22 protein-coding genes are annotated in these 21079 nt (G+C 50.1%); 14 read left to right on the top strand and 8 right to left on the bottom strand.

Features of this window, described 5'->3' with window-relative positions; all coding sequences use genetic code 11:
• Nucleotides 1–38: 38 nt before the first annotated feature.
• The 3 genes from OGY72_RS11740 (at nt 39) to tyrR (ending at nt 4186) form a co-directional block, all read left to right on the top strand.
• Nucleotides 39–1436: a YcjX family GTP-binding protein gene (locus tag OGY72_RS11740; RefSeq protein WP_279275918.1), complete on the top strand. Its 1398-nt coding sequence runs from the start codon at nt 39–41 to the stop codon at nt 1434–1436.
• Entirely contained in the window at nt 1433–2494 is a 1062-nt protein-coding gene (locus OGY72_RS11745; protein ID WP_126317909.1) for a YcjF family protein, read from the top strand. The genes OGY72_RS11740 and OGY72_RS11745 overlap by 4 nt, the downstream gene beginning before the upstream one ends.
• Nucleotides 2495–2641: 147 nt before the next feature.
• On the top strand, nt 2642–4186 hold the full coding sequence (gene tyrR / locus OGY72_RS11750; protein WP_003833259.1) for a transcriptional regulator TyrR: 1545 nt from the start codon (nt 2642–2644) through the stop codon (nt 4184–4186).
• Between the two features lie 53 nt (nt 4187–4239).
• Here the strand turns inward: tyrR and tpx are convergent, their stop codons facing one another.
• Entirely contained in the window at nt 4240–4746 is a 507-nt protein-coding gene (gene tpx, locus OGY72_RS11755; RefSeq protein WP_003020437.1) for a thiol peroxidase, read from the bottom strand.
• A 115-nt stretch (nt 4747–4861) separates the two neighbouring features.
• Here tpx and ycjG point away from each other — a divergent pair, with 115 nt between their 5' ends.
• Complete coding sequence (gene ycjG / locus OGY72_RS11760) at nt 4862–5827, top strand: L-Ala-D/L-Glu epimerase (protein WP_286547782.1); 966 nt, start codon at nt 4862–4864, stop codon at nt 5825–5827.
• On the opposite strand, the gene mpaA is transcribed toward ycjG, so the two are convergent.
• Nucleotides 5802–6530 carry a murein tripeptide amidase MpaA gene (mpaA, locus tag OGY72_RS11765; RefSeq protein WP_286547783.1) on the bottom strand — a complete coding sequence of 243 codons (729 nt, stop codon included), beginning with the start codon at nt 6528–6530 and terminating at the stop codon, nt 5802–5804. The two genes, ycjG and mpaA, sit on opposite strands and share 26 nt — an antisense overlap.
• A 184-nt stretch (nt 6531–6714) precedes the next feature.
• Between mpaA and mppA the strand changes: the two genes are divergently transcribed.
• Nucleotides 6715–8328 carry a murein tripeptide ABC transporter substrate-binding protein MppA gene (gene mppA / locus OGY72_RS11770; RefSeq protein WP_008784907.1) on the top strand — a complete coding sequence of 538 codons (1614 nt, stop codon included), beginning with the start codon at nt 6715–6717 and terminating at the stop codon, nt 8326–8328.
• A 207-nt stretch (nt 8329–8535) separates the two neighbouring features.
• On the opposite strand, the gene OGY72_RS11775 is transcribed toward mppA, so the two are convergent.
• Together OGY72_RS11775 and OGY72_RS11780 are read right to left on the bottom strand one after the other, a co-directional pair.
• Nucleotides 8536–9429 carry a dihydrodipicolinate synthase family protein gene (locus OGY72_RS11775; protein WP_286547784.1) on the bottom strand — a complete coding sequence of 298 codons (894 nt, stop codon included), beginning with the start codon at nt 9427–9429 and terminating at the stop codon, nt 8536–8538.
• Between the two features lie 21 nt (nt 9430–9450).
• Nucleotides 9451–10146, bottom strand: a complete 696-nt coding sequence (locus tag OGY72_RS11780) for a B3/B4 domain-containing protein (protein ID WP_286547785.1) — start codon at nt 10144–10146, stop codon at nt 9451–9453.
• A 43-nt stretch (nt 10147–10189) separates the two neighbouring features.
• Between OGY72_RS11780 and OGY72_RS11785 the strand changes: the two genes are divergently transcribed.
• From OGY72_RS11785 to OGY72_RS11795, 3 genes are all read left to right on the top strand, one after another.
• Complete coding sequence (locus OGY72_RS11785) at nt 10190–10792, top strand: helix-turn-helix domain-containing protein (RefSeq protein WP_149384193.1); 603 nt, start codon at nt 10190–10192, stop codon at nt 10790–10792.
• A 624-nt stretch (nt 10793–11416) separates the two neighbouring features.
• Nucleotides 11417–12814 (top strand): hypothetical protein, encoded by a 1398-nt coding sequence (locus OGY72_RS11790; protein WP_286547786.1) that lies wholly within the window; start codon nt 11417–11419, stop codon nt 12812–12814.
• Between the two features lie 409 nt (nt 12815–13223).
• Nucleotides 13224–14093, top strand: coding sequence for an aldo/keto reductase (locus OGY72_RS11795; RefSeq protein WP_149384195.1), 870 nt, complete (start codon nt 13224–13226; stop codon nt 14091–14093).
• Nucleotides 14094–14178: 85 nt separating this feature from the next.
• Here the strand turns inward: OGY72_RS11795 and OGY72_RS11800 are convergent, their stop codons facing one another.
• A complete protein-coding gene (locus OGY72_RS11800; RefSeq protein ID WP_008784906.1) occupies nt 14179–14742 on the bottom strand; it encodes a MarR family winged helix-turn-helix transcriptional regulator in 564 nt (187 codons plus the stop codon).
• A 114-nt stretch (nt 14743–14856) separates the two neighbouring features.
• On the opposite strand from OGY72_RS11800, the gene OGY72_RS11805 reads away from it, so the two are divergent.
• Both OGY72_RS11805 and OGY72_RS11810 read left to right on the top strand, forming a co-directional pair.
• Nucleotides 14857–15087: a glutaredoxin family protein gene (locus OGY72_RS11805; protein WP_126317915.1), complete on the top strand. Its 231-nt coding sequence runs from the start codon at nt 14857–14859 to the stop codon at nt 15085–15087.
• Between the two features lie 67 nt (nt 15088–15154).
• A complete protein-coding gene (locus OGY72_RS11810; RefSeq protein WP_003833248.1) occupies nt 15155–15439 on the top strand; it encodes a Rho-binding antiterminator in 285 nt (94 codons plus the stop codon).
• On the opposite strand, the gene OGY72_RS11815 is transcribed toward OGY72_RS11810, so the two are convergent.
• The gene (locus tag OGY72_RS11815) at nt 15436–16206 is read right to left on the bottom strand and encodes a DeoR/GlpR family DNA-binding transcription regulator (protein WP_286547787.1); all 771 of its coding nucleotides are present in this window, start codon (nt 16204–16206) and stop codon (nt 15436–15438) included. The genes OGY72_RS11810 and OGY72_RS11815 overlap by 4 nt on opposite strands.
• A 120-nt stretch (nt 16207–16326) precedes the next feature.
• Here OGY72_RS11815 and OGY72_RS11820 point away from each other — a divergent pair, with 120 nt between their 5' ends.
• The 3 genes from OGY72_RS11820 (at nt 16327) to OGY72_RS11830 (ending at nt 18424) form a co-directional block, all read left to right on the top strand.
• On the top strand, nt 16327–16710 hold the full coding sequence (locus tag OGY72_RS11820; protein WP_286547788.1) for a VOC family protein: 384 nt from the start codon (nt 16327–16329) through the stop codon (nt 16708–16710).
• 210 nt (nt 16711–16920) lie between these two features.
• The gene (locus OGY72_RS11825) at nt 16921–17328 is read left to right on the top strand and encodes a cupin domain-containing protein (RefSeq protein WP_279275964.1); all 408 of its coding nucleotides are present in this window, start codon (nt 16921–16923) and stop codon (nt 17326–17328) included.
• Between the two features lie 43 nt (nt 17329–17371).
• Nucleotides 17372–18424 (top strand): NAD(P)-dependent alcohol dehydrogenase, encoded by a 1053-nt coding sequence (locus OGY72_RS11830; protein ID WP_126957483.1) that lies wholly within the window; start codon nt 17372–17374, stop codon nt 18422–18424.
• A 38-nt stretch (nt 18425–18462) separates the two neighbouring features.
• On the opposite strand, the gene OGY72_RS11835 is transcribed toward OGY72_RS11830, so the two are convergent.
• Nucleotides 18463–19494: a mechanosensitive ion channel family protein gene (locus tag OGY72_RS11835; RefSeq protein WP_063940805.1), complete on the bottom strand. Its 1032-nt coding sequence runs from the start codon at nt 19492–19494 to the stop codon at nt 18463–18465.
• A 244-nt stretch (nt 19495–19738) separates the two neighbouring features.
• On the opposite strand from OGY72_RS11835, the gene OGY72_RS11840 reads away from it, so the two are divergent.
• Complete coding sequence (locus OGY72_RS11840; RefSeq protein ID WP_003020403.1) at nt 19739–19999, top strand: DUF2534 family protein; 261 nt, start codon at nt 19739–19741, stop codon at nt 19997–19999.
• Between the two features lie 48 nt (nt 20000–20047).
• On the opposite strand, the gene uspE is transcribed toward OGY72_RS11840, so the two are convergent.
• Nucleotides 20048–20998 carry a universal stress protein UspE gene (uspE, locus tag OGY72_RS11845; RefSeq protein WP_003833229.1) on the bottom strand — a complete coding sequence of 317 codons (951 nt, stop codon included), beginning with the start codon at nt 20996–20998 and terminating at the stop codon, nt 20048–20050.
• Nucleotides 20999–21079 lie beyond the last annotated feature (81 nt).

Here is a 21079-nt window from a genome sequence, read left to right on the forward strand (position 1 = left end):
TATAATTTCTTCGGTTCCTTCAGCAAAACGGGATGGCGATGAAGCGACTTAAAAATGAACTCAATTCGCTGGTTAATCGCGGCGTAGACCGGCATTTACGCCTGGCTGTCACCGGACTTAGCCGCAGCGGTAAGACGGCGTTTATCACCGCGATGGTAAATCAGTTACTCAATATTCATGCCGGTGCGCGTCTGCCGTTGCTCAGCTGCGTGCGCGAAGAGCGTTTGCTCGGCGTGAAACGGGTTCCTCAACGCGATTTTGGCATTCCGCGCTTTACCTATGATGAGGGACTGGCTCAGCTGTACGGCTCTCCGCCGACCTGGCCGACCCCTACGCGCGGCGTGAGTGAAATACGTCTGGCGCTACGCTATAAATCCAATGACTCTTTACTGCGCCACTTTAAAGACACCTCCACGCTGTACCTGGAGATCGTCGATTATCCGGGGGAGTGGCTGCTCGATTTACCGATGCTTGCCCAGGATTATCTGAGCTGGTCGCGGCAAATGACCGGATTATTGCAGGGGCAGCGGGGCGAATGGTCGGCAAAATGGCGGCAGTTATGCCAGGGGCTGGATCCGTTGGCGCCTGCTGATGAAAACCGTCTGGCGGAAATTGCTGCCGCCTGGACGGAGTATCTGCATCAGTGTAAACAGCAGGGCCTACATTTTATTCAACCGGGCCGTTTTGTCCTGCCCGGGGATATGGGGGGCGCGCCTGCGCTGCAATTCTTCCCGTGGCCGGATGTCGATGCCTGGGGGGAATCAAAGCTGGCGCAGGCTGACAAACACACCAACGCGGGCATGTTGCGCGAAAGATTCAATTATTACTGCGAAAAGGTCGTCAAAGGGTTTTATAAGAATCACTTCCTGCGCTTTGATCGCCAGATTGTGCTGGTCGATTGCCTGCAGCCGCTCAACAGCGGGCCACAGGCGTTCAACGACATGCGCCTGGCGCTTACTCAGTTGATGCAAAGCTTCCATTACGGGCAGCGTACGCTGTTTCGTCGGCTATTTTCTCCAGTGATCGACAAGCTGCTGTTTGCCGCCACCAAAGCCGACCACGTCACGGTGGATCAGCACGCCAATATGGTGTCGTTATTGCAGCAGTTGATCCAGGACGCATGGCAAAACGCTGCGTTCGAAGGTATCAGCATGGATTGTCTGGGGCTGGCATCGGTGCAGGCAACCACCAGCGGCTTGATCGATGTGAAAGGTGAAAAGATCCCGGCGTTGCGTGGTAATCGTCTGAGCGATGGCGAACCGCTGACAGTCTATCCGGGGGAAGTGCCCGCGCGTTTACCTGGGCAGGCATTTTGGGACAGCCAGGGCTTTCAGTTTGAGGCGTTTCGCCCGCAGGTTATGGATGTCGATAAACCCTTACCACATATCCGCCTCGATGCCGCGCTGGAGTTTTTAATAGGAGATAAATTGCGATGAGCGAGCCGTTAAAACCGCGTATCGATTTCTCAGGTCCGCTGGACGTGGAACAAAACACGGCGTTTAAAGCACAGCAAATGTTCAACGAAACGGAGGCGCAGACTTTTTCTCCGGCGAAAGTGGATGAACCCCTGGAAGACGAAGGTCAGGCGGAGGCCGTCATTGATGCGGCCTTACGCCCCAAACGCAGTCTGTGGCGCAAGATGGTGATGGGCGGGCTGGCGCTGTTTGGCGTGAGCGTTGTTGCTCAGGGTGTGCAGTGGACCATGAACGCCTGGCAGACTCAGAACTGGGTCGCGCTGGGAGGATGTGCCGCAGGCGCATTGATTATCGGTGCAGGTGTCGGATCGGTGGCGACCGAGTGGCGCAGATTGTGGCGATTGCGTCAGCGCGCGCACGAACGTGATGAAGCGCGAGATTTGCTCCACAGCCATGGAACCGGAAAAGGTCGTGCATTTTGTGAAAAACTGGCGCAGCAGGCGGGTATCGATCAGTCGCATCCAGCATTGCAGCGTTGGTATGCCTCAATTCATGAAACGCAGAACGATCGCGAGGTGGTCAGTCTGTATGCCCATCTTGTGCAGCCGGTACTGGATGCGCAAGCCCGGCGTGAGATTAGCCGTTCTGCGGCAGAGTCCACGCTGATGATTGCCGTCAGCCCATTGGCGCTGGTGGATATGGCGTTTATCGCCTGGCGAAATCTACGGCTGATTAATCGCATTGCATCGCTGTATGGCATTGAACTTGGTTATTACAGCCGTCTGCGTCTGTTCCGCCTGGTGCTGCTGAATATCGCTTTTGCCGGGGCCAGTGAGCTGGTGCGGGAAGTAGGGATGGACTGGATGTCGCAGGATTTAGCCGCCCGCTTATCAACGCGTGCCGCACAGGGCATTGGCGCGGGGTTGTTAACGGCGCGTCTGGGCATTAAAGCTATGGAACTTTGCCGACCGCTGCCGTGGATCGATGATGATAAGCCACGACTGGGCGATTTTCGCCGTCAACTGATTGGTCAGGTGAAAGAGACCTTACAAAAAAACAAATCTCCGCGCGAAAGTTAGCTAAAAAACAGGCGCCGATCGTATAACTTTACGCCCCGGCGCCCAATTTTCCAGCGCGCTGTCAATATTTGTTGACAGAGTTCTTCCTGCGAACCAAATACTGTCTTATCATTTACTACATAATCCCTTGTCCTGATGAAGGTTCCTATGCGTTTGGAAGTCTTTTGTGAAGACCGTCTTGGTCTGACCCGCGAATTGCTCGATTTACTGGTGCTGAGAAGCATTGATTTACGCGGCATCGAAATTGACCCCATCGGGCGGATTTACCTTAATTTTGCGGAGCTGGAGTTCACCAACTTCAGCAGCCTGATGGCTGAAATTCGCCGTATTTCAGGGGTTACGGATGTGCGTACCGTGCCATGGATGCCTTCCGAACGTGAACATCTGGCACTAAGTGCGCTGCTTGAAGCGTTGCCAGAGCCGGTCCTTTCTCTTGATATGAAAAGCAAAGTTGAGATGGCGAACCCTGCGAGCTGTCAACTTTTTGCGCACACCCAGGAGCGGATGCGCAACCATACCGCAGCCCAGTTAATCAATGGGTTTAACTTCCAGCGTTGGCTGGAAAGCAATCCGCAGGATTCCCATAGCGAACATGTCGTGATTAACGGGCAGAATTTCCTGATGGAAATTACGCCCGTCCATTTGCAGGGCGAAAATCAGGAGCAGATGTTGACCGGCGCGGTGGTGATGTTGCGCTCCACCATCCGAATGGGACGTCAGCTGCAAAATATGACAACGCAGGATCTCAGTGCGTTTAGCCAGATTATTGCCGTCAGCACCAAAATGAAACACGTCGTAGAACAAGCGCGCAAGCTGGCGACGCTGAGCGCGCCGCTACTGATTACTGGTAATACCGGCACCGGCAAAGATCTCTTTGCTCATGCCTGCCATCTGGCAAGCCCGCGTGCGTCGAAACCGTATCTGGCGCTGAACTGTGCGTCAATCCCTGAAGATGCGGTTGAAAGCGAGCTGTTTGGCCATGCGCCGGAAGGTAAAAAAGGGTTCTTTGAGCAGGCGAATGGCGGTTCGGTTCTGTTAGATGAAATTGGCGAAATGTCGCCGCGTATGCAGACCAAATTGCTGCGTTTTCTCAATGACGGTACGTTCCGTCGCGTGGGAGAAGATCACGAAGTTCATGTTGATGTCCGTGTGATTTGCGCCACGCAAAAGAACCTTGTGGAGCTGGTGCAGAAAGGACTTTTCCGTGAAGACCTCTATTATCGTCTGAATGTACTGACGTTAAACCTGCCGCCGCTGCGCGATTGCCCACAAGATATTATGCCGCTCACCGAACTGTTCGTGGCGCGTTTTGCCGATGAGCAGGGCGTGCCGCGTCCGAAGCTGTCCGCCGATCTCAGCACGGTGTTAACCCGTTACGGTTGGCCGGGCAACGTGCGTCAGCTTAAAAATGCTATCTACCGGGCGCTGACCCAGCTTGAAGGCTATGAACTGCGGCCACAGGATATTTTGCTGCCGGATTATGATGCGGCAACGGTTGCGGTCGGAGAAGAGGTAATGGAAGGGTCGCTGGATGAAATTACCAGCCGCTTTGAACGCTCCGTGCTGACGCAGCTGTATATGAATTATCCCAGCACGCGCAAGCTGGCCAAGCGCCTGGGTGTTTCGCATACTGCGATTGCCAATAAATTACGCGAGTACGGTCTGAGCCAACAGAAAAAAAGCGAAGAGTAATGCCGAAAATGAAAATGCCTCCATCCGGAGGCATTTTTGTATGCAGACGCAGCTTAAGCTTTCAGTACGTCCAGCGCCGCTGTGTAGTCTGGTTCGTTGGTGATTTCATTGACCAGTTGGCTGAAGACGACGTTGTCATTTTCATCGATAACAACCACGGCACGTGCGGCCAAACCTTTCAGCGGGCCTTCAGCGATTTCAACACCGTAGTTTTTCAGGAATTCTGCGTTGCGCAGGGTGGACAGCGTGATAACGTTGCTCAGACCTTCCGCGCCGCAAAAACGAGAGTGGGCGAATGGCAGGTCGGCCGAAATACACAGTACGACGGTATTGTCGATTTCTGTCGCCAGTTGGTTAAACTTACGTACCGATGCCGCGCAAACGCCAGTATCGATGCTTGGGAAAATATTCAGCACTTTGCGCTTGCCTGCAAACTGGCCCAGCGTAACGTCAGACAGGTCTTTAGCCACAAGGGTAAAAGCCTGAGCTTTGCTTCCAGCCTGAGGAATGGAGCCGGCAACTGCAACCGGGTTGCCCTGGAAATGAACGGTTTGTGACATGGTTATCTTCCTGTTTACATATAGTTAACGTCGAGGCTAGTTTATGCCATCAACAGTTAACACGGCAAACGCTATTTGCGGATATCCGCTTCAGGGACTGCATTAAGGAAAACAAATGAGAACAGTTAAGGTATATGAGGAAGCCTGGCCGCTGCACACTCCCTTTGTCATCGCCCGTGGGAGCAGAACCGAAGCGCATGTGGTTGTCGTCGAATTGACAGAAAATGGCGTCACAGGTATTGGCGAGTGCACACCGTACCCGCGCTACGGTGAAAGCGATGCCTCTGTCCTGGCGCAAATTATGAGCATTGCGCCACAACTGGAAAACGGACTGACGCGTGAAGAGCTGCAAAAGCTGCTGCCAGCAGGGGCTGCGCGAAATGCCGTAGATTGTGCGTTGTGGGATCTGAGTGCGCGTCAACAGCAGACGTCGCTGGCGGAATTGGTGGGAAGTGAACTGGCGGAAGTGGTGACGACGGCGCAAACCGTGGTGATTGGCTCGCCGGAACAAATGGCCGCGAGCGCGGCTGCGCTGTGGGGAAATGGTGCGAGACTGCTGAAAGTTAAACTGGATGCTCGCTTGATTAGTGAGCGGATGGTTGCCATTCGTGCGGCTGTTCCTGACGCCACGATTATTGTCGACGCCAACGAATCCTGGCGGGCAGAAGGCCTTGCGGCACGCTGTCAGCTGTTGGCTGATTTAGGGGTGGCGATGCTGGAGCAGCCGCTGCCGGCTCAGGATGATGCCGCGCTGGAGAATTTTGTGCATCCGCTGCCCATCTGCGCAGATGAAAGTTGCCACACTCGCAGTAGCCTGAAAGCGCTGCACGGACGCTATGAAATGGTCAATATCAAACTGGACAAAACAGGCGGTCTGACGGAAGCACTGGCGCTGGCAACGGAAGCCCGCGAGCAGGGATTTGCGCTGATGCTGGGCTGCATGCTGTGTACCTCCCGGGCGATCGGTGCGGCGTTGCCGCTTACGTCGCAGGTTAACTTTGCCGATCTTGATGGCCCGACCTGGCTGGCCAGCGATGCGGAGCCAGCCCTGCATTTTACGACCGGGCAGCTCCATCTCTAGGGTGCCAGCGCAGCAGATTGGACATGGCCAGCAGGTATTTTTCGCTCGCTTCATCCGATGAAATGGGCGGAAATTCGGCGGTTATGCAGTGTAAATTCAGGTCTGCGCACCAGCTCCCAAAAGAGCCGGGCGTTTCATAACCTACGCTGGTGACCAGAGGCAATTCAAACGACTGTGCCAGCCACGAACCCAACTCGCTGCTTCTGGGATCTTCAATACAGGACAGTGGATCGTGGAAAGAGACTACCCAGGCGGGATGAATTCGGTGAATAAGCTGACACAACGCCTGGGTTTCTGGTTCCGAACCCGGACTTTCGCCGGTCAACAACACCACATCACGCTCTTCTGCACTACTGTTCCAGCGATACACCGTTTCGCCCGCTCTCCAGTTTGCGGCGGGAAAATTACGGTTCAGATCGACGCCGTTCGCATTTGCGCGCAGCCCAAGCTGGCAGCCGTCAGGGTTTACGGCCAGCACCACATGGTGGCGACGCAGGGAAGGGTTAAGCGTACGCAATGCGCAGGAAAGGGTAACGACCGAGGAGTTTTCGTCGCCGTGCGTTCCCGCCAGTATCAGGCCGCTTTCACGATCGGCTGCCAGTGCAGGAAACCAGATTAGCGGTGCGCCTAACAAGGAACGTCCGTAATGTTCGGTTCCAGGTGGGAATGCGCCGCGCTCGGCACGGGGACGGGTAACGGTCATAGTTATCTCTGAATGCTTGGATTGTTACTCGCAGTGTTGTGCAAAATGTACGGATAATCAAATCGTTTTCACACACTTATCTTTTCAGGTGTAATATCACTTTCTTGTCGGAAGTTAATTGCATTTCCTGCTGGCGATACAAATAATTACACATTCACTTAGTAGCCGGAATTGAGGGTACCTTATGCAGCATTCTGTTTCAGTAACCTGTTGTGCGTTGTTGGTTAGCAGCATTTCTTTATCCTGGGCTGCTGATGTTCCCAGCGGAACGGTACTGGCAGAGAAACAAGAACTGGTGCGTCATATAAAAGACGAACCGGCGTCGCTTGATCCGGCAAAAGCCGTTGGGCTGCCTGAAATACAGGTGATTCGTGATCTATTTGAAGGGCTGGTCAACCAGAATGAGAAGGGTGAGATCGTGCCTGGCGTCGCTACCCAGTGGAAGAGTAACGATAACCGCATCTGGACGTTTACGCTGCGTGACAATGCGCAATGGGCGGATGGTACGCCGGTAACGGCGCAGGATTTTGTCTATAGCTGGCAGCGTCTGGTTGATCCAAAAACGCTGTCGCCGTTTGCCTGGTTTGCTGCGCTGGCGGGTATTAATAATGCTCAGGCTATTATCGATGGCAAAGCCACGCCTGATAAACTTGGCGTTAGTGCTGTCGATGCACGGACATTGAAAGTTCAACTGGATAAACCGCTGCCCTGGTTTGCCAATCTGACGGCGAGTTTTGCATTCTATCCGGTACAAAAAGCCAACGTTGAGAGCGGCAAAGAGTGGACCAAACCAGGCAATCTGATTGGTAACGGCGCCTATGTGCTCAAAGATCGCGTCGTAAACGAAAAACTGGAAGTGGTGCCGAACACGCATTATTGGGACAACGCCAAAACAGTGCTGCAAAAAGTCACCTTCCTGCCGATCAACCAGGAATCAGCTGCGACCAAGCGCTATCTTGCTGGTGATATTGATATTACCGAGTCCTTCCCGAAAAATATGTACCAGAAACTGTTGAAGGATATCCCGGGTCAGGTTTACACCCCGCCGCAGCTTGGTACTTATTATTATGCCTTCAATACCCAGAAGGGACCGACTGCCGACTCACGCGTGCGCCTGGCGCTCAGCATGACTATCGATCGTCGTCTGATGGCGGAGAAAGTTTTGGGTACCGGTGAGAAACCAGCATGGCATTTTACGCCGGATGTAACGGCAGGATTTGTGCCGGAACCTTCACCGTTTGAGCAAATGAGTCAGGAAGAGCTGAACGCGCAGGCGAAAACGCTGCTGCGCGCGGCGGGCTATGGCCCGCAGAAACCGCTTAAACTGACGCTGCTGTACAACACCTCAGAAAATCATCAGAAGATTGCTATCGCTGTGGCTTCTATGTGGAAGAAGAACCTCGGTGTTGACGTAAAACTGCAGAACCAGGAATGGAAAACGTATATCGACAGCCGTAATACCGGTAATTTTGATGTGATCCGCGCCTCATGGGTGGGTGACTACAATGAGCCTTCTACGTTCTTGTCGCTATTAACATCGACCCATACGGGCAATATCTCCCGCTTTAATGATCCGGCGTACGACAAAGTGTTGACCCAGGCAACTCTGGAGAATACAGAGAAAGCGCGCAATGCCGATTATAACGCCGCGGAGAAAATTCTGATGGAACAGGCACCTATTGCGCCGATTTATCAGTATACCAACGGGCGTTTAATTAAACCGTGGCTGAAAGGGTATCCGATTACTAACCCTGAAGATGTCGCATACAGCCGCACAATGTATATCGTTAAGCACTAAACCTGGTGAAATAGCGGGAATTGCTTATCGGGGAGAAGGTTTTCTGTATTGAGGGCGGTCAGGCGGTGACCCGCAGGTCGTTACGGCATGAGCATAGCGTGCGAGAGCTGCCTTTGCAGGAGCGTTTGTACACCGAAGGATCGTCATGAAGGTTATTGCCCGGTTAGGTTTCAGAAGGACCGGCAGACAGCCGGTCCTCAAGGACGGCTATTTCAGCTCCAGTGTGGTTATCACACGGGCAATATCCGCGATATCACCTGCTGACAAAGGCTGCAGGGGGCGAGGGAGGCAGTCCGTATCGGTAAGTCCAAGCACGCCTGCGGCAGCAGCAATAACGCGGATGCTTCCGCCATGTTTACGGAACAGCGCCCAAAATGGCTCAAGGCGCGTTGTCAGGGCAGTAACGCGTTCATGATCGTTCGCCGCCGCTGCGTCAGTAATTTGTTTCGCCATCACCGGAAACAAACCACCGCTAACGGAGTACCACACTTCACAGCCGGCGTTTAATCCCAGCCCGGCATAAGTATCCCCACTGATACCGATGGTTACGCCAGGACGCAGGTGTTGACGTAATGCCTCGACCCGCTCTCTCGCTGCAGTCGGGCTATCCGGGACACCAGGAAGCTTGACCGAGCGAACCCCCTCCAGTGAGGATAGACGCCCGTGCAGTTCATCCGTAAAGGTAAAATGTGTGGTGCCCGGGTTATCATAGATGCACACCGGCACTGACGCGTGTCGGGTAACGGTCTCAAATAGTGCGAAGACTTCTTCGTCACGGAGCGGCTGGTAGCTGACAGCCGGGAGCAGCAGGGCATTTGCGCCCGCGGCTTGCGCATCGTCTGACAGATGCAGGATGGCTTCCGTGCTGACAGCTCCCACACACACCATGACAGGGATCTCTCCGGCGTGCTGTGTTGCCAGAGTCGCGATGCGCTTGCGTTGCTCCCGGGTCAGATAAGCGTAGCTTCCGGTTGACCCCAGGATACCCATAGAATCAACCCGGGCTTCTGTTAGGCGAGAAAGAATATGACTGAAGCCCTTTTCATCCACGCCGCTGGTGGTGAATGGAGTTAAGGGAAACGCAGACAAGCCAGTAAACATAGGTGTTTGTCCTGAATAAGATTACTGGTGCTGATCTTCGATGAGAGTAATTTCACACCATAGACCTGGCATCATTTCTTCCAGACCGTCAGTCAGCATTCTTCCTGCTTCATGAAGCTTTTCCAGCGGCATCTGTGGCAGACTTTCCAGAATAAACCACATTTGCTGCGCTTCAACACTTAAACGTGTCCTTATCCCTTGCCTCCAGTTCCAGCGACGGCAGGTGACGCCAGCATTGTCACGCCAGATAACCTCTCCGGGGGAGGGATACTCGATAACAGGTGCGCCTTCTTTCATCGTGTCAAAGGGCTCGGTACCTTCCGCAATGGTCAGACGCGGAGCGCCCTGGTAAGCGGAAATATTCTCGCCACCAACCGGAACGGCATAGCTGAGGCTGACGGCGTTATAAAGATCAACAACAGGATCCAGTGCTGGCATCATCCCATCACGAAGCACGCGCTTACGTAGCGCATCAGCTGAACAAGGCGTGCGCTTTGGTTTGGCGCCAAATGATTGAAAAATGCCAGCCCATGCGGCCAGATGAGACTCCGCCCATTCCGGTCTGCCTGCCATAACCGCCTCACAAGCTTCCAGCAAGGCTGCCCTGCCAACGTCAGGATTCAGTACCGGCGAGGCTTTTACGTAGATACTAAGCGCTCGAAAACCGGGAGCAGTACGATAAACTTCCGGGGCAATTGACGGAGAATGTGTTAACACGGGATAATCCTGTAATGACCAATTTATTTTATGATATCGACCAATGACCAAAAAAGTCAACTTAATGACCGATGCGGGTGCAGATGTCAGCACCGTCAATGAAGCTGTTTCGCAGCGAATTAAGCAGTACCGTAAACAAAAAAAAATGTCGCTTGATGAGCTGTCCAGGCAGGCAAATGTCAGTAAGGGAGCGCTGGTCGAGATTGAAGGATGTAAGGCCAATCCCAGTATTGCGCTGTTATGCCGTCTGGCAGCCGCAATGGGGGTATCGGTGGCTGATTTTGTCGATGTAGGGACAAAACCAACCGTCCATCTTATTGCTGAAGGTGAGATCCCTGAACTCTGGAAAGGCGACAAAGGAGGAAGAGCAAGGCTTCTTGCTGGTTCCGGGGGGCCGGATATGACAGAGCTCTGGATGTGGGAAATGCAGCCAGGAGAAAAGTTTGCTTCGCCCGGTCACTCTACGGGAACACTTGAATTGTTTTATGTACAAACGGGGACGCTCACGCTTGGCGTACAAGAGCATATGTATCTGGTTAATTCCGGTTGTTCTGCAACGGCCAGAACGGATGTCCCTCATTTCTATGAAAACCGGGGTGAGAGCCCACTGATATTTATCATGACAGTGAATGAGAAAGCATCATGAGTAACTCGTAAGAGTGAGATGTGTAGGGATAAAAATCGTCCGGACATACGCTCAAGATCTATTTCTCAGAGATAACTACGGGCTGGCTTTGTTCCCGGTATACCTGTCTGTCAGATCCCGTGCTTTATCATCTCCGGAAACTGAAGGCTGGTGAAGGATACCGGCCTCCCAGGCATTTTCATCGCATAGCGATGCTGTTCAATCACTGACCTGCTTTGTTTTGACTATCCCCAGACAACAGTACCTCCCTTATAGCTGTGATGATTAATATAACCATCTGATTTTATAGATTTTCATCGTTATACCTATTCTGTCATTAGCGTCTCTGACTTGCTGAGTCATACATACATAATCTGCGTTTTTGGGTTCACCTTTCAAAAGATTTATAGATCTTAGTCAATATAGCGACCTTGTTATACCAATAATATGACCGACAGATCCTGATGATCACACTGGCTGAACCCCAGGATCAAGGTACTTTATACAAAGATATTTGGACTAATAAGGCAATTTGAAGAAGAAAACGCAGCCACTGGTCTTACTGCTCTGTCAGTTTGACTCACTGGCACGTATTCAAAAATCTCAGCAAAAGCCATAACAGAGATAACATAGATGATAAAACCAATGGACTATGAACCTGAACCAGGTCTGGGGAAACATAGCTGGCCACAGGTAATCAAATGGCTACTCATCATTCTGGTCATTTATGCAGTATGCAGTGTTTTTATTTCAAATCCTTTTTCTATTTTTGTGGACAGAGTAACTCCCGTAGATTACTCAAGAATAATGTATTTTCATGGCTTGTCTGTAGGTCTTGCTGGTCTGACTGCTCTACTGGTTAGTCAGATTTATGGTCTTGACGGAAAATTCAAAAAAATTATTTTCTATTGCACAATCGCCACAATTTTAATTGGTGTAAGTGGTGGTGCGATCAATCGTTCTATGGAATACAGCAAGCTTGCATTGTGGTACCAAATTCTTTCTTTTTTATCGCTTGATGTGATACTGATAACAATGTTATCAGGACTTATTCTGTCAAAAAATAAAGAATTAAAGTCATCACGAACATATTATCTGGTTATAGCCGCATCCTGCACAGCTGTCATTGCCGCACTGATTGGCGATTTAGCCGGGTTCATTCTTGATTTTGGCGATTGGCTGGGAATATTAGGTTGGTATGCTGGTAAGATTGGTTATACCCTACCGGAATGGCAGGACAATTTACTACGCTCTCACTCAGACATGATGGTAGTGGCTGTCATTGGTCTTATACTGTCGGTAGTGACCTGGAGATACGGGAGATATTTATCCGGAAATACTGCAAAGATAAAAGCAACTGGTGAATGGCTGGTTATTTTTGGGCTGGTTGCTGTTGTTATTATTTTAGTAGTATCAGGTTTCGGTGGTTCTCATTTACAGATCCCTCATATATTTACAGAAAAAGGATTCTTTGAACCCAGAGGCCATAGTGTGGCTGGTATTGATTTAGGTGATTTCACAATCGGTATCTTTATTTTATGTGGCGGTTTACTTCTGATTGGCGCAATACTTTTCGGAAAAGGGAAAAATGGCGTCAAACTAAACAAATCCAGCAAGTACACTCTTATGGGGATCTTTCTTACATGGTGTAGCATAGTGATTACCGTAGCAGGTATGGGGTTCCTGGAAGAGTATCGAGCCGATCTTTATAACTCAGCTAACCCTGTGCCACTAGGGGAGTATGGTTTTGCATTCCGCATGCTGCATCTTGATGTCAGTTTGATATTATTTCCGGCTATTATGGTTGTTATGTTGTTTGCCCAGCATTTACTGAAGGATGAACAGACAAAATTTATCCAATGGGTTTTACGCACAGGCGTCTTGCTTTGCTCTATTGGATCCCTGATATACATGATACTGAACCCCCAGACCTTTGGTCCCGGTTACTGGGTCGTCGGCTCCGGTTTCATATTTGTTGTAATGGGGATGTGCTACTTTTTTGTTAAAAGCGATAATCACATTAAAGAAAGATTTAATCAGTAAAACCATCATCTGGATCCTTTAAACGGATACAGACGATGGCTGATGGTTACGTATTACAGATCAGGTGCCACCATTAAAGGTGGCATCATTAGTTTGATCTCACCTGAATGTTGTAGTCTGTTATGCAGACTACAACATTACTCAGAATTTATAGTGTCGACCTGAAGGAGCCATGTCCGGAACCATGAATTAGGTTCATATGCTATGTTGGTTCCGTAGAGCCAGTCCTGTCCTGATGCGTTCATAAAGGCTGATATCGCAGCCTTTATCCTTTCTTACCCTCATCTTTAACAGAACAACCTCATCTGTATTAATGAATGCCATGCATAGGTCAAATCAGAGATGACTGGGTAATCACGGTGGGGTTTCTGGCCTAATATGGTGTTTTAACATGACAGGGGGCTTGGCCGTGGAATACTCCATACTAAGTAACAATCGCAAAATGCCGATGGTTGGTTTTGGCGTTTTTAAGGTCACCGATAAAGAAGAGTGTAAGCAGTCTGTATTAAGCGCTATTCGTACCGGTTACCGCCTCATCGATACCGCAGCCGTGTACAGCAATGAAGATGCCGTGGGTGAGGCGGTTCGTGCAGCCATTGCCGAAGGTCTGTGTACCCGTGAGGAGTTATTTATCACTTCTAAGCTGTGGGTCCAGGATATGGCCAACTACGATATGGCTCAAGCCGGTATTGAGGCGTCGCTGAAAAAATCGGACTTGGAATATATTGATCTTTATTTATTGCATCAGGCCATGGGCGATTATTTCAGCGCCTGGCGTGCGCTGGAAGAGGCTTATGAAGCCGGTAAACTGAAGGCCATTGGCGTCTCCAACTTCTATGCGCATGTATTAGCTAACTTCTGTGAAACCGTCAGAATTAAGCCGATGGTGAACCAGGTCGAATTACATCCTTACTTTGCGCAACCTGTAGCCATTGAAACTATGAAGCGCTATAACGTTCAGCCTGAAGCCTGGGCGCCGTTATGCGGTGGCAGGCATAAACCGTATGAAGATGAAATCCTCCAGGGGATTGCGGATGCCCATCAAAAAACGGTTGCTCAGGTCGTTCTGCGCTGGAACGTGCAGCGCGGCGTCACGGTGATTCCTAAATCCACCCGGCAGGAGCGTATTGCAGAGAACTTTGCCATCTGGGATTTCTCACTCACGGATAGCGAAATGGCGCATATCAGCTCGCTGGATTTAGGCTATGTGGGTGAGGCGGTGAAGCATTTTAATCCTGAATTCGTCCGCGGCTGCCTTGGCGTTAAAATCCATGACTAAGCGTGGAGAAAACGTCGCGAGCTCGTAAAACGGACAACTTTTTTGCCTGCGTTAAAATGGCTGGTGTGATTTTGCACCAGCCATTTTATGTTTCCGGCGGCTGATGCTCCCGGCAAATCAGCAATGAATCTTCTTCACTCAATCTCTCTTTCGTCAGATTACAAAATCCCTGACCATCAATTTTTTGGTGGAACCGACAGCTATGGCAAAGACCAAAGCCAGGCACATTGTTGGTTCTCTGGATCCCGCGTAACAGTTCTAACAGCAGCTCTCTGAGCACGATCGCCCGTTCACCCATTGCCGATTCACCCTCCACTAAAAACGTTGGCGGGAGCAGGGCGTCCAGTAAGGTATTGGCCGACTCACTTAAGTGTAGATGGACGCTACGTTTATCACGGTCATCCGGCTTGCGAACAATCAACCCTTTGTTTTCCAAAAGCTTCAGCGATTGTGACACGGTACCTTTGGTGAGCCCAAGGTAGTCTGTCACGCCAAGCGGCGTATTGGAATATCGGTTGCAACGGGCCAGATACATTAACGCGCTAAGTTGCACTGGCTGGAGATCCGCCAGTAAAGGATGCTGGCGAAACCACATCCTTGTCAGGCTGGAAAGCCGGTCAAGTACGTCGAAAAGTGACATGTCGGGCATAACAAATCCTCCTCGGCATATAGTATCGATTAAAAACTATATTGACAAAGAATAAAAGCAGCGTAGCATAATTTATAGTATCGATTCGATACTATAAATTAAAGGAGATGTATCATGACTAAAGCTCGTTTCTATCATGCAGGTTGCCCGGTTTGTGTTTCCGCAGAACAGACACTTCTGCAACACTTGTCCCCCGATGTTGAAATAGATGTGGTTCATCTGGGAGAGCAACCTGATCGAGTTGCTGAGGCTGAAGTGGCTGGCGTGAAATCTGTGCCAGCGCTGGTGATCGACGGCAATGTGCTGCATATTAATTTCGGTGCTCCCATTGAAGCGCTGAAATAGCTGGATCGTTCGGGAAGTTGCATTGGCGATTTCCCGGATATACAAGTTGTTGGGGGACGGTAGCGTGATGAAAACGACCGAAGAGTATCACCCGATAGATTGCGATCTTCATGATTATCTGGAAATCGCCTGCATGTACCACTATTGGTTGCACATTGAACTAACAGATGGCACATGTTTTGATGCTAAAGCGCTGACGACGTGTACCACAGTGGAAAAAGAAGAATTTCTGGTAGTGGAGCAATCTGAAAATCAGCAAAAAATCCGTCTGGATTATCTGTCAGCGATCACCGCGCTGACGCCAGGAGCGACGTTTAGCACAGTAAATTTTCAGCGAGCCTACCGCGGTTAGACGGTATAAATTCGAATGTCATGTGCCTGGAACGCTGTGGCGTACTCTTTGCTGATGTTGTCCTCTACAACAATCACATCGATATTGCTGCTTTCGGTCACGACATATTGGGCGACGGCTGGGATTTTTTCAGCCGTTAGCGCGACGATGGTTTCATTACATTGTTTTATCACCGCTTTTTTGAACTCACAATCCGCATAATCAAATCCCGTTAAGCCGGATTCAGGCGACATCGCGCAGCCGCCAATAAATCCCTGATCGAATAAAATGTCCTGCACTTGTGCGATGGCGGAAGCTCCCACGCACCCACCTGAAGATCTCTGCACCACGCCACCCAGCATAATGACTTCAAACAGCGGTTTTTTTAGCAAAACGGCGGCAATCTCCGGCGAATTTGTCACCACGGTTAACGCCAGTTCGGCGGGCAGAGCTTCTGCCATTGCCAGATTGGTACTACCCGTGTCGATAAAAATACAGCTTCCAGAATTGACCAGCCTGGCACATCTCTGCGCGATGTTGCTCTTTTTGGCTACATTAATACTCTTGCGCACGTCGATGTCTTCGGATTCAGGGAGTGTAATGACCGCGCCACCATAAACTTTTTTACACACGCCATCTTTGCTCAATTCATGCAAGTCACGGCGAATTGTATGTTCAGAAACGCCTAATCGGTTTGCGAGTTGAGAACAAATGACCCTGCCGTTTTCTTGCAGGATCTGATAGATAAGCGCCTGGCGCTGTTCCGGGAATGCGGCGTAATCGAGCATGGATACTCCAGATAAAATAAACATCGAGCAATAAAGTGCATGATCGTGCATTATGATTAACGATGTCAACATCCCATATAGGGGTCGTACTATTCTGGATACAACGGGAAGAGGTTTGCTATGAAGATTGCGCATATGGCGTTATGGACACAAGATGTAGAGCAGCAAGCTCGCTTCTGGGTCTCGTTTTTTGACGGTAAGATCAACGAAAAATACTGCAGTAGAACCAACCCTGGGTTTGAATCTTATTTTGTCAAAATTGGCGAGGATATTGCGATTGAGTTAATGACCAAACCGGGTCTTGTCGGGCAGCAACCTGACAATAATCGTTGCGGATGGGTGCATCTCGCCATTTCAGTTGGCAGTAGTGAAAATGTTGATGCCATGGCGAAGCGTGCAAAAGAACAAGGGATATTAGTCTCTGGCCCGCGCACCACAGGTGATGGCTATTACGAAGCGGTAATACATGATCCTGACGGTAACTTGATTGAAATCGTAGCGTAAGGCTTTACGCGATCTCCAGCCGATAAATTGTACCCTCATTATTAATGAGCACGATTCATAAGTTTGTCCTTTTTTCTCCCTCTAATCACCGGCACGTAGAGTCTCTATAATTTTACTGTTTTCAGCATCCGGTGGCACATGTCGCCACCGTTTTGGAGAGTCGAAATGCAAAATCAATTGAATACCGCGCCCAGCGCCAGCGTGGAGATTATGAACGAACAATTTGATGGTAACAGCGTCTTTCCGCGTGGAGAGAAAAATGAAGCGTATGCGAAGTATTTCACTGGCGACAGCTATCTGACCATGCTCTCCATGGAAGGCGTGGTAATTGGCAATGTCGCATTTGAACCGGGTTGTCGTAACTTCTGGCATGTTCATCATGAGGGCGGACAGATATTGCTGGTGACCGGTGGTAGAGGCTGGTATCAGGAATGGAATCAACCGGCGCGCGAGCTGAAAACCGGTGATGTCGTGCACATTCCGGCGGGAATGAAACATTGGCACGGCGCTGTGCGTGATAGTTGGTTTGCCCATATCGCCGTGGAAATCCCGGCCCCTGGCGCGTCGAACGAATGGCTGGAACCGGTTAGCGACGCTGAGTACAACCAGCTGCCCTGAACTATGCTGGTTCTGGTAACACCTAATCCCTGAGGAGATCTCAATGGTCATGAATGTGAAGGGTTATGCTGCTCTGGCGGTGAAAGAAGATTTAGTCCCCCATAATTTTGTTCGTCGCGATCCGCGTGAAGATGATGTGGTTATCGATATTTTATACAGCGGTGTATGCCACTCGGATATTCACAACGCCTACAACGATTGGGGCGGTGCTAAATATCCGATGGTACCAGGGCATGAGATCATTGGCCGCGTGGTGCATGTTGGTAAGTCGGTAACAAAATTCAAAGTGGGTGATCTCGCAGGGGTCGGCTGCATGGTTGATTCGTGCCAACACTGTAGCGCCTGCGAGCAGGGGCTAGAGCAGTATTGCGAAGAAGGTAACACGCTAACGTATAACGATATCGACCGTCATGACGGTCTGCCCACTTTCGGCGGCTATTCTGACAAAATTGTCGTTACCGAAAAGTTTGTGGTGAAGGTCCCTGAAGGGATCGATTTACGCGGTGCGGCGCCGCTGCTTTGCGCCGGGATCACAACATGGTCGCCTCTGCGCCACTGGCAGGTAGGCGAGGGCAGTAAAGTCGCGGTTGTCGGTCTGGGTGGACTCGGGCATATGGCAATAAAACTTGCAAATGCGCTGGGCGCGGAAGTTACGCTGTTTACGCGTTCACCGGGCAAAGAAGCTGATGCCAGACGTTTGGGGGCCAGTCACGTTGTGCTTTCCACTGACAGTGAACAGATGAAAGCGACAGCGAATCAGTTTGATCTGATTATCGATACTGTGCCCTACGTTCATGACCTGAACCCTTATATCCCAACCCTGGCGCTAAGCGGTACGCTGGTGTTGGTTGGTTATCTTGGTGCGTTGGATCCGTTGCTGAATACGGTTCCCCTGATCCTTGGGCGTAGGTCTGTGGCGGGTTCAGTTATCGGCGGTATTGCCGAAACGCAGGAGATGATGGATTTTTGCGGTCAGCATGGTATTACCGCCGATGTCGAGGTGATCGATATTCAGGATATTAATCGTGCCTGGCAGCGGATGTTGAAAAGCGATGTGAAATACCGCTTTGTAATTGATATTGCCTCATTGAAATAAGTACAAAAAAGACGCGGATTTCCGCGTCTTTTCTTTTGTTAGTGTGTCGATGGCGATGTTTCAGGATTATCCATATACAGCGTCTGGCTGGGGAACGCAAAGTCGGCGCCGTTTGCCTGGACTATCGTGATAATCTTTAAATAAACGTCTTGCTGTACCGCGAGCCATTCCTTCCAGACGGTGGTTTTCGTGAAGCAATACACCATGATATTCAACGATGAATCGGCAAATTCATTAAAATAGACCAACAGAGTTTGTTTCTGGTCTATTCCTGGATGGCTTTGCAGCATTTCTCTAACCGACTCGACAACGGCACCGACTTTATCGGCATCCTCATATCGTAACCCGATCACCGTTTTAATTCGCCGGTTGGTCATGCGCCCTGGGTTTTCTACGCTGATGGAGGAGAAAATCGAGTTTGGCACATACAACGGACGATGGTCGAAGGTGTTTATTTTAGTCATTCGCCAGCCAATTTCTGCTACTGTGCCTTCAATATTGCGGTCTGGGGAGCGGATCCAATCGCCTATGCTAAACGGTCTGTCGAAATAGAGCATAATGCCTGAGAAAAAGTTGCTCAGAATATCTTTCCCCGCCATACCCACTGCGATACCGCCAATACCGCCAAAGGTTAACAGGCCGGATAAGCTCATACCGAAGTGTTCGCCATACAGTAAAATGATGGCAACCACGATGGTAATCTTGATGATACGCGACAGGATCCTCGCGCTGGTGATATCTCTGCCTTTATTAATCTGCGTCTTTTCAAACTGATTAATCACCAGAAAAAGTTTGATGGTCAGGATCAACGCAATCAACGAGGTGCAGATAAAGTCGACCACGCTGGGGGAGATAAATTTCAGGCTGTAACTTTCGATAACGTTATTAGCAATGCTGCCAAACGTCCCAATGATAATGGCATAGACAAAAAATTGTGCGGCATGAAATATGAATCCTTTGCAGCGACGCTCTCCACGATGATACCAGACGCTCATCAGGACCAGCGCGGCACAGCAGCTAAGAATTACCGTCAAATTAAACGCATTATTCATAAACAGTTCAGCGATCATGATTCTTCCTGGCAACTCCGTGTTAGCTAAATATCATCTGACATCCTAATCCCCAGATATTTTACCCAGTTAAGGAGGTCAGATCATTAATCAAAAGGAGAGATAAATAATGCAATCAGCGCTATTTTCAGCGAAATAACGCTGACGTCAACCCTGTATGCGGTTTATGTAGCAGACAGTCAGTTGATGTCATGGTATTGTTAGAGCAAAGTAACAAGGTTTTCATCTGCAAAAGGACAGTACTATGATCATGGCTAAGCTGAAAACAGCGAAGGGACGGAAGTTTCTGTTGTGCCTGCTTGGAGTGTTTATTATCGCAGCGTCGGTCGTGACGCGAGCGACGATCGGTGGCGTTATTGAACAGTATGACATTCCGCTATCCGACTGGACCGCTTCAATGTACGCCATTCAATCGGCAATGATTTGTGTCTACAGCATGGTGTTTACGATTCTGTTGGCTATCCCGCTTGGTATCTATTTCCTCGGCGGTGAGGAGCAACACTAGGCGTTTAAAATGCCGGATGATATCGCCATCCGGCATTTCATTGTGTGGTTAATCGTCTTCTTCGTCGTCCAGTTCAACTGGTGTCTGATATTCATCCGGCTTGATGACCAGCAGGTCACAGCGTAGATGATCGATAACCTGTTCCGCGGTATTACCAAGAAACGCGGCAGAAATACCGGTACGTCCGACGGTCCCCAATACCACAATACCCGCCTGCAAGTGCTCGGCTAAATCAGGAATGACCTCTTCAGGTAAGCCTTTTTCAACGTGCGTCACTTTCTCATCAATACTGAATTTCTGGCGTAGCGCCTTCATGGCCAGCAGGTGCTGTCCACGAATTGCGTCGTTATAAACGCTGGGATCAAATTCAGGCAGTTCAATCGCGATATTGATTGGTGTGACAGGGTAGGCGCCTACCAGATGTACTTCGGTATGGTTAACCTGTTCTGCAAGCTGTAGCGTCTCCTTGACCAGTTTTTCATTGAGCGCGTTGTGATAAGCCTCTTCACTGGCGAGGTTTACGGCAACCAGTGCTTTACCCCCTTCAGGCCATGGCTGGTCTTTCACCATCCATACCGGACTTGGACATTTACGCAATAAATGCCAGTCGGTTGGCGTAAATATTACGGCTTCGAGGCGGTCGTGTTGGTGCGCCATCTTGAGGACCAGATCATGCCTGGCACTGATGACTTCCTGGATGATGGCTTCAAAGGGTCGGTTATGCCAGACCACTTTAATCTCCAGAGGGATCCCTGCTTCGATGTAGTATTTCGCTTGTTCACGTATCCATGCAGTTCGCTGGCTGATGACCCCCTGACGCATTGCCGTACGCTCATCAGGCGACAGCAGGGTAGTCATCTCATAGGAAAAGTCATAGATCGGCAAAAAGGCTTTAATTTTGCCACCAATCCGTTGATGCAAATAAACAGCTCGCCGTAATGCTGGTTGATCGTCCTGGTTAGGGTCGATGACGACCAGCATATTTTTATACATAGCCATACAGGGTCTCCTTACAACTGTCATCGCAGTTTGTAACTAAAAGAGTAACCCAATAATGAAGATTGAAACAGGGAATAACCT

The sequence above is a fragment of the Citrobacter sp. Cpo221 genome (assembly GCF_030332345.1).
Classification (GTDB): domain Bacteria; phylum Pseudomonadota; class Gammaproteobacteria; order Enterobacterales; family Enterobacteriaceae; genus Citrobacter; species Citrobacter portucalensis.

Bases quoted from the DNA above. Each gene is read 5' to 3' on its own strand.
- tpx (WP_003020437.1), bottom strand. From the start codon at position 4,746: ATGTCACAAACCGTTCATTTCCAGGGCAACCCGGTTGCAGTTGCCGGC.
- tyrR (WP_003833259.1), top strand. From the start codon at position 2,642: ATGCGTTTGGAAGTCTTTTGTGAAGACCGTCTTGGTCTGACCCGCGAA.
- uspE (WP_003833229.1), bottom strand. From the start codon at position 20,998: ATGGCTATGTATAAAAATATGCTGGTCGTCATCGACCCTAACCAGGAC.
- OGY72_RS11785 (WP_149384193.1), top strand. From the start codon at position 10,190: ATGACCAAAAAAGTCAACTTAATGACCGATGCGGGTGCAGATGTCAGC.
- OGY72_RS11830 (WP_126957483.1), top strand. From the start codon at position 17,372: ATGGTCATGAATGTGAAGGGTTATGCTGCTCTGGCGGTGAAAGAAGAT.
- OGY72_RS11800 (WP_008784906.1), bottom strand. From the start codon at position 14,742: ATGCCCGACATGTCACTTTTCGACGTACTTGACCGGCTTTCCAGCCTG.
- OGY72_RS11745 (WP_126317909.1), top strand. From the start codon at position 1,433: ATGAGCGAGCCGTTAAAACCGCGTATCGATTTCTCAGGTCCGCTGGAC.
- OGY72_RS11775 (WP_286547784.1), bottom strand. From the start codon at position 9,429: ATGTTTACTGGCTTGTCTGCGTTTCCCTTAACTCCATTCACCACCAGC.
- OGY72_RS11805 (WP_126317915.1), top strand. From the start codon at position 14,857: ATGACTAAAGCTCGTTTCTATCATGCAGGTTGCCCGGTTTGTGTTTCC.
- ycjG (WP_286547782.1), top strand. From the start codon at position 4,862: ATGAGAACAGTTAAGGTATATGAGGAAGCCTGGCCGCTGCACACTCCC.
- OGY72_RS11740 (WP_279275918.1), top strand. From the start codon at position 39: ATGAAGCGACTTAAAAATGAACTCAATTCGCTGGTTAATCGCGGCGTA.
- OGY72_RS11815 (WP_286547787.1), bottom strand. From the start codon at position 16,206: ATGCTCGATTACGCCGCATTCCCGGAACAGCGCCAGGCGCTTATCTAT.
- OGY72_RS11825 (WP_279275964.1), top strand. From the start codon at position 16,921: ATGAACGAACAATTTGATGGTAACAGCGTCTTTCCGCGTGGAGAGAAA.
- mpaA (WP_286547783.1), bottom strand. From the start codon at position 6,530: ATGACCGTTACCCGTCCCCGTGCCGAGCGCGGCGCATTCCCACCTGGA.
- OGY72_RS11820 (WP_286547788.1), top strand. From the start codon at position 16,327: ATGAAGATTGCGCATATGGCGTTATGGACACAAGATGTAGAGCAGCAA.
- OGY72_RS11840 (WP_003020403.1), top strand. From the start codon at position 19,739: ATGATCATGGCTAAGCTGAAAACAGCGAAGGGACGGAAGTTTCTGTTG.
- OGY72_RS11835 (WP_063940805.1), bottom strand. From the start codon at position 19,494: ATGATCGCTGAACTGTTTATGAATAATGCGTTTAATTTGACGGTAATT.
- mppA (WP_008784907.1), top strand. From the start codon at position 6,715: ATGCAGCATTCTGTTTCAGTAACCTGTTGTGCGTTGTTGGTTAGCAGC.
- OGY72_RS11790 (WP_286547786.1), top strand. From the start codon at position 11,417: ATGGACTATGAACCTGAACCAGGTCTGGGGAAACATAGCTGGCCACAG.
- OGY72_RS11810 (WP_003833248.1), top strand. From the start codon at position 15,155: ATGAAAACGACCGAAGAGTATCACCCGATAGATTGCGATCTTCATGAT.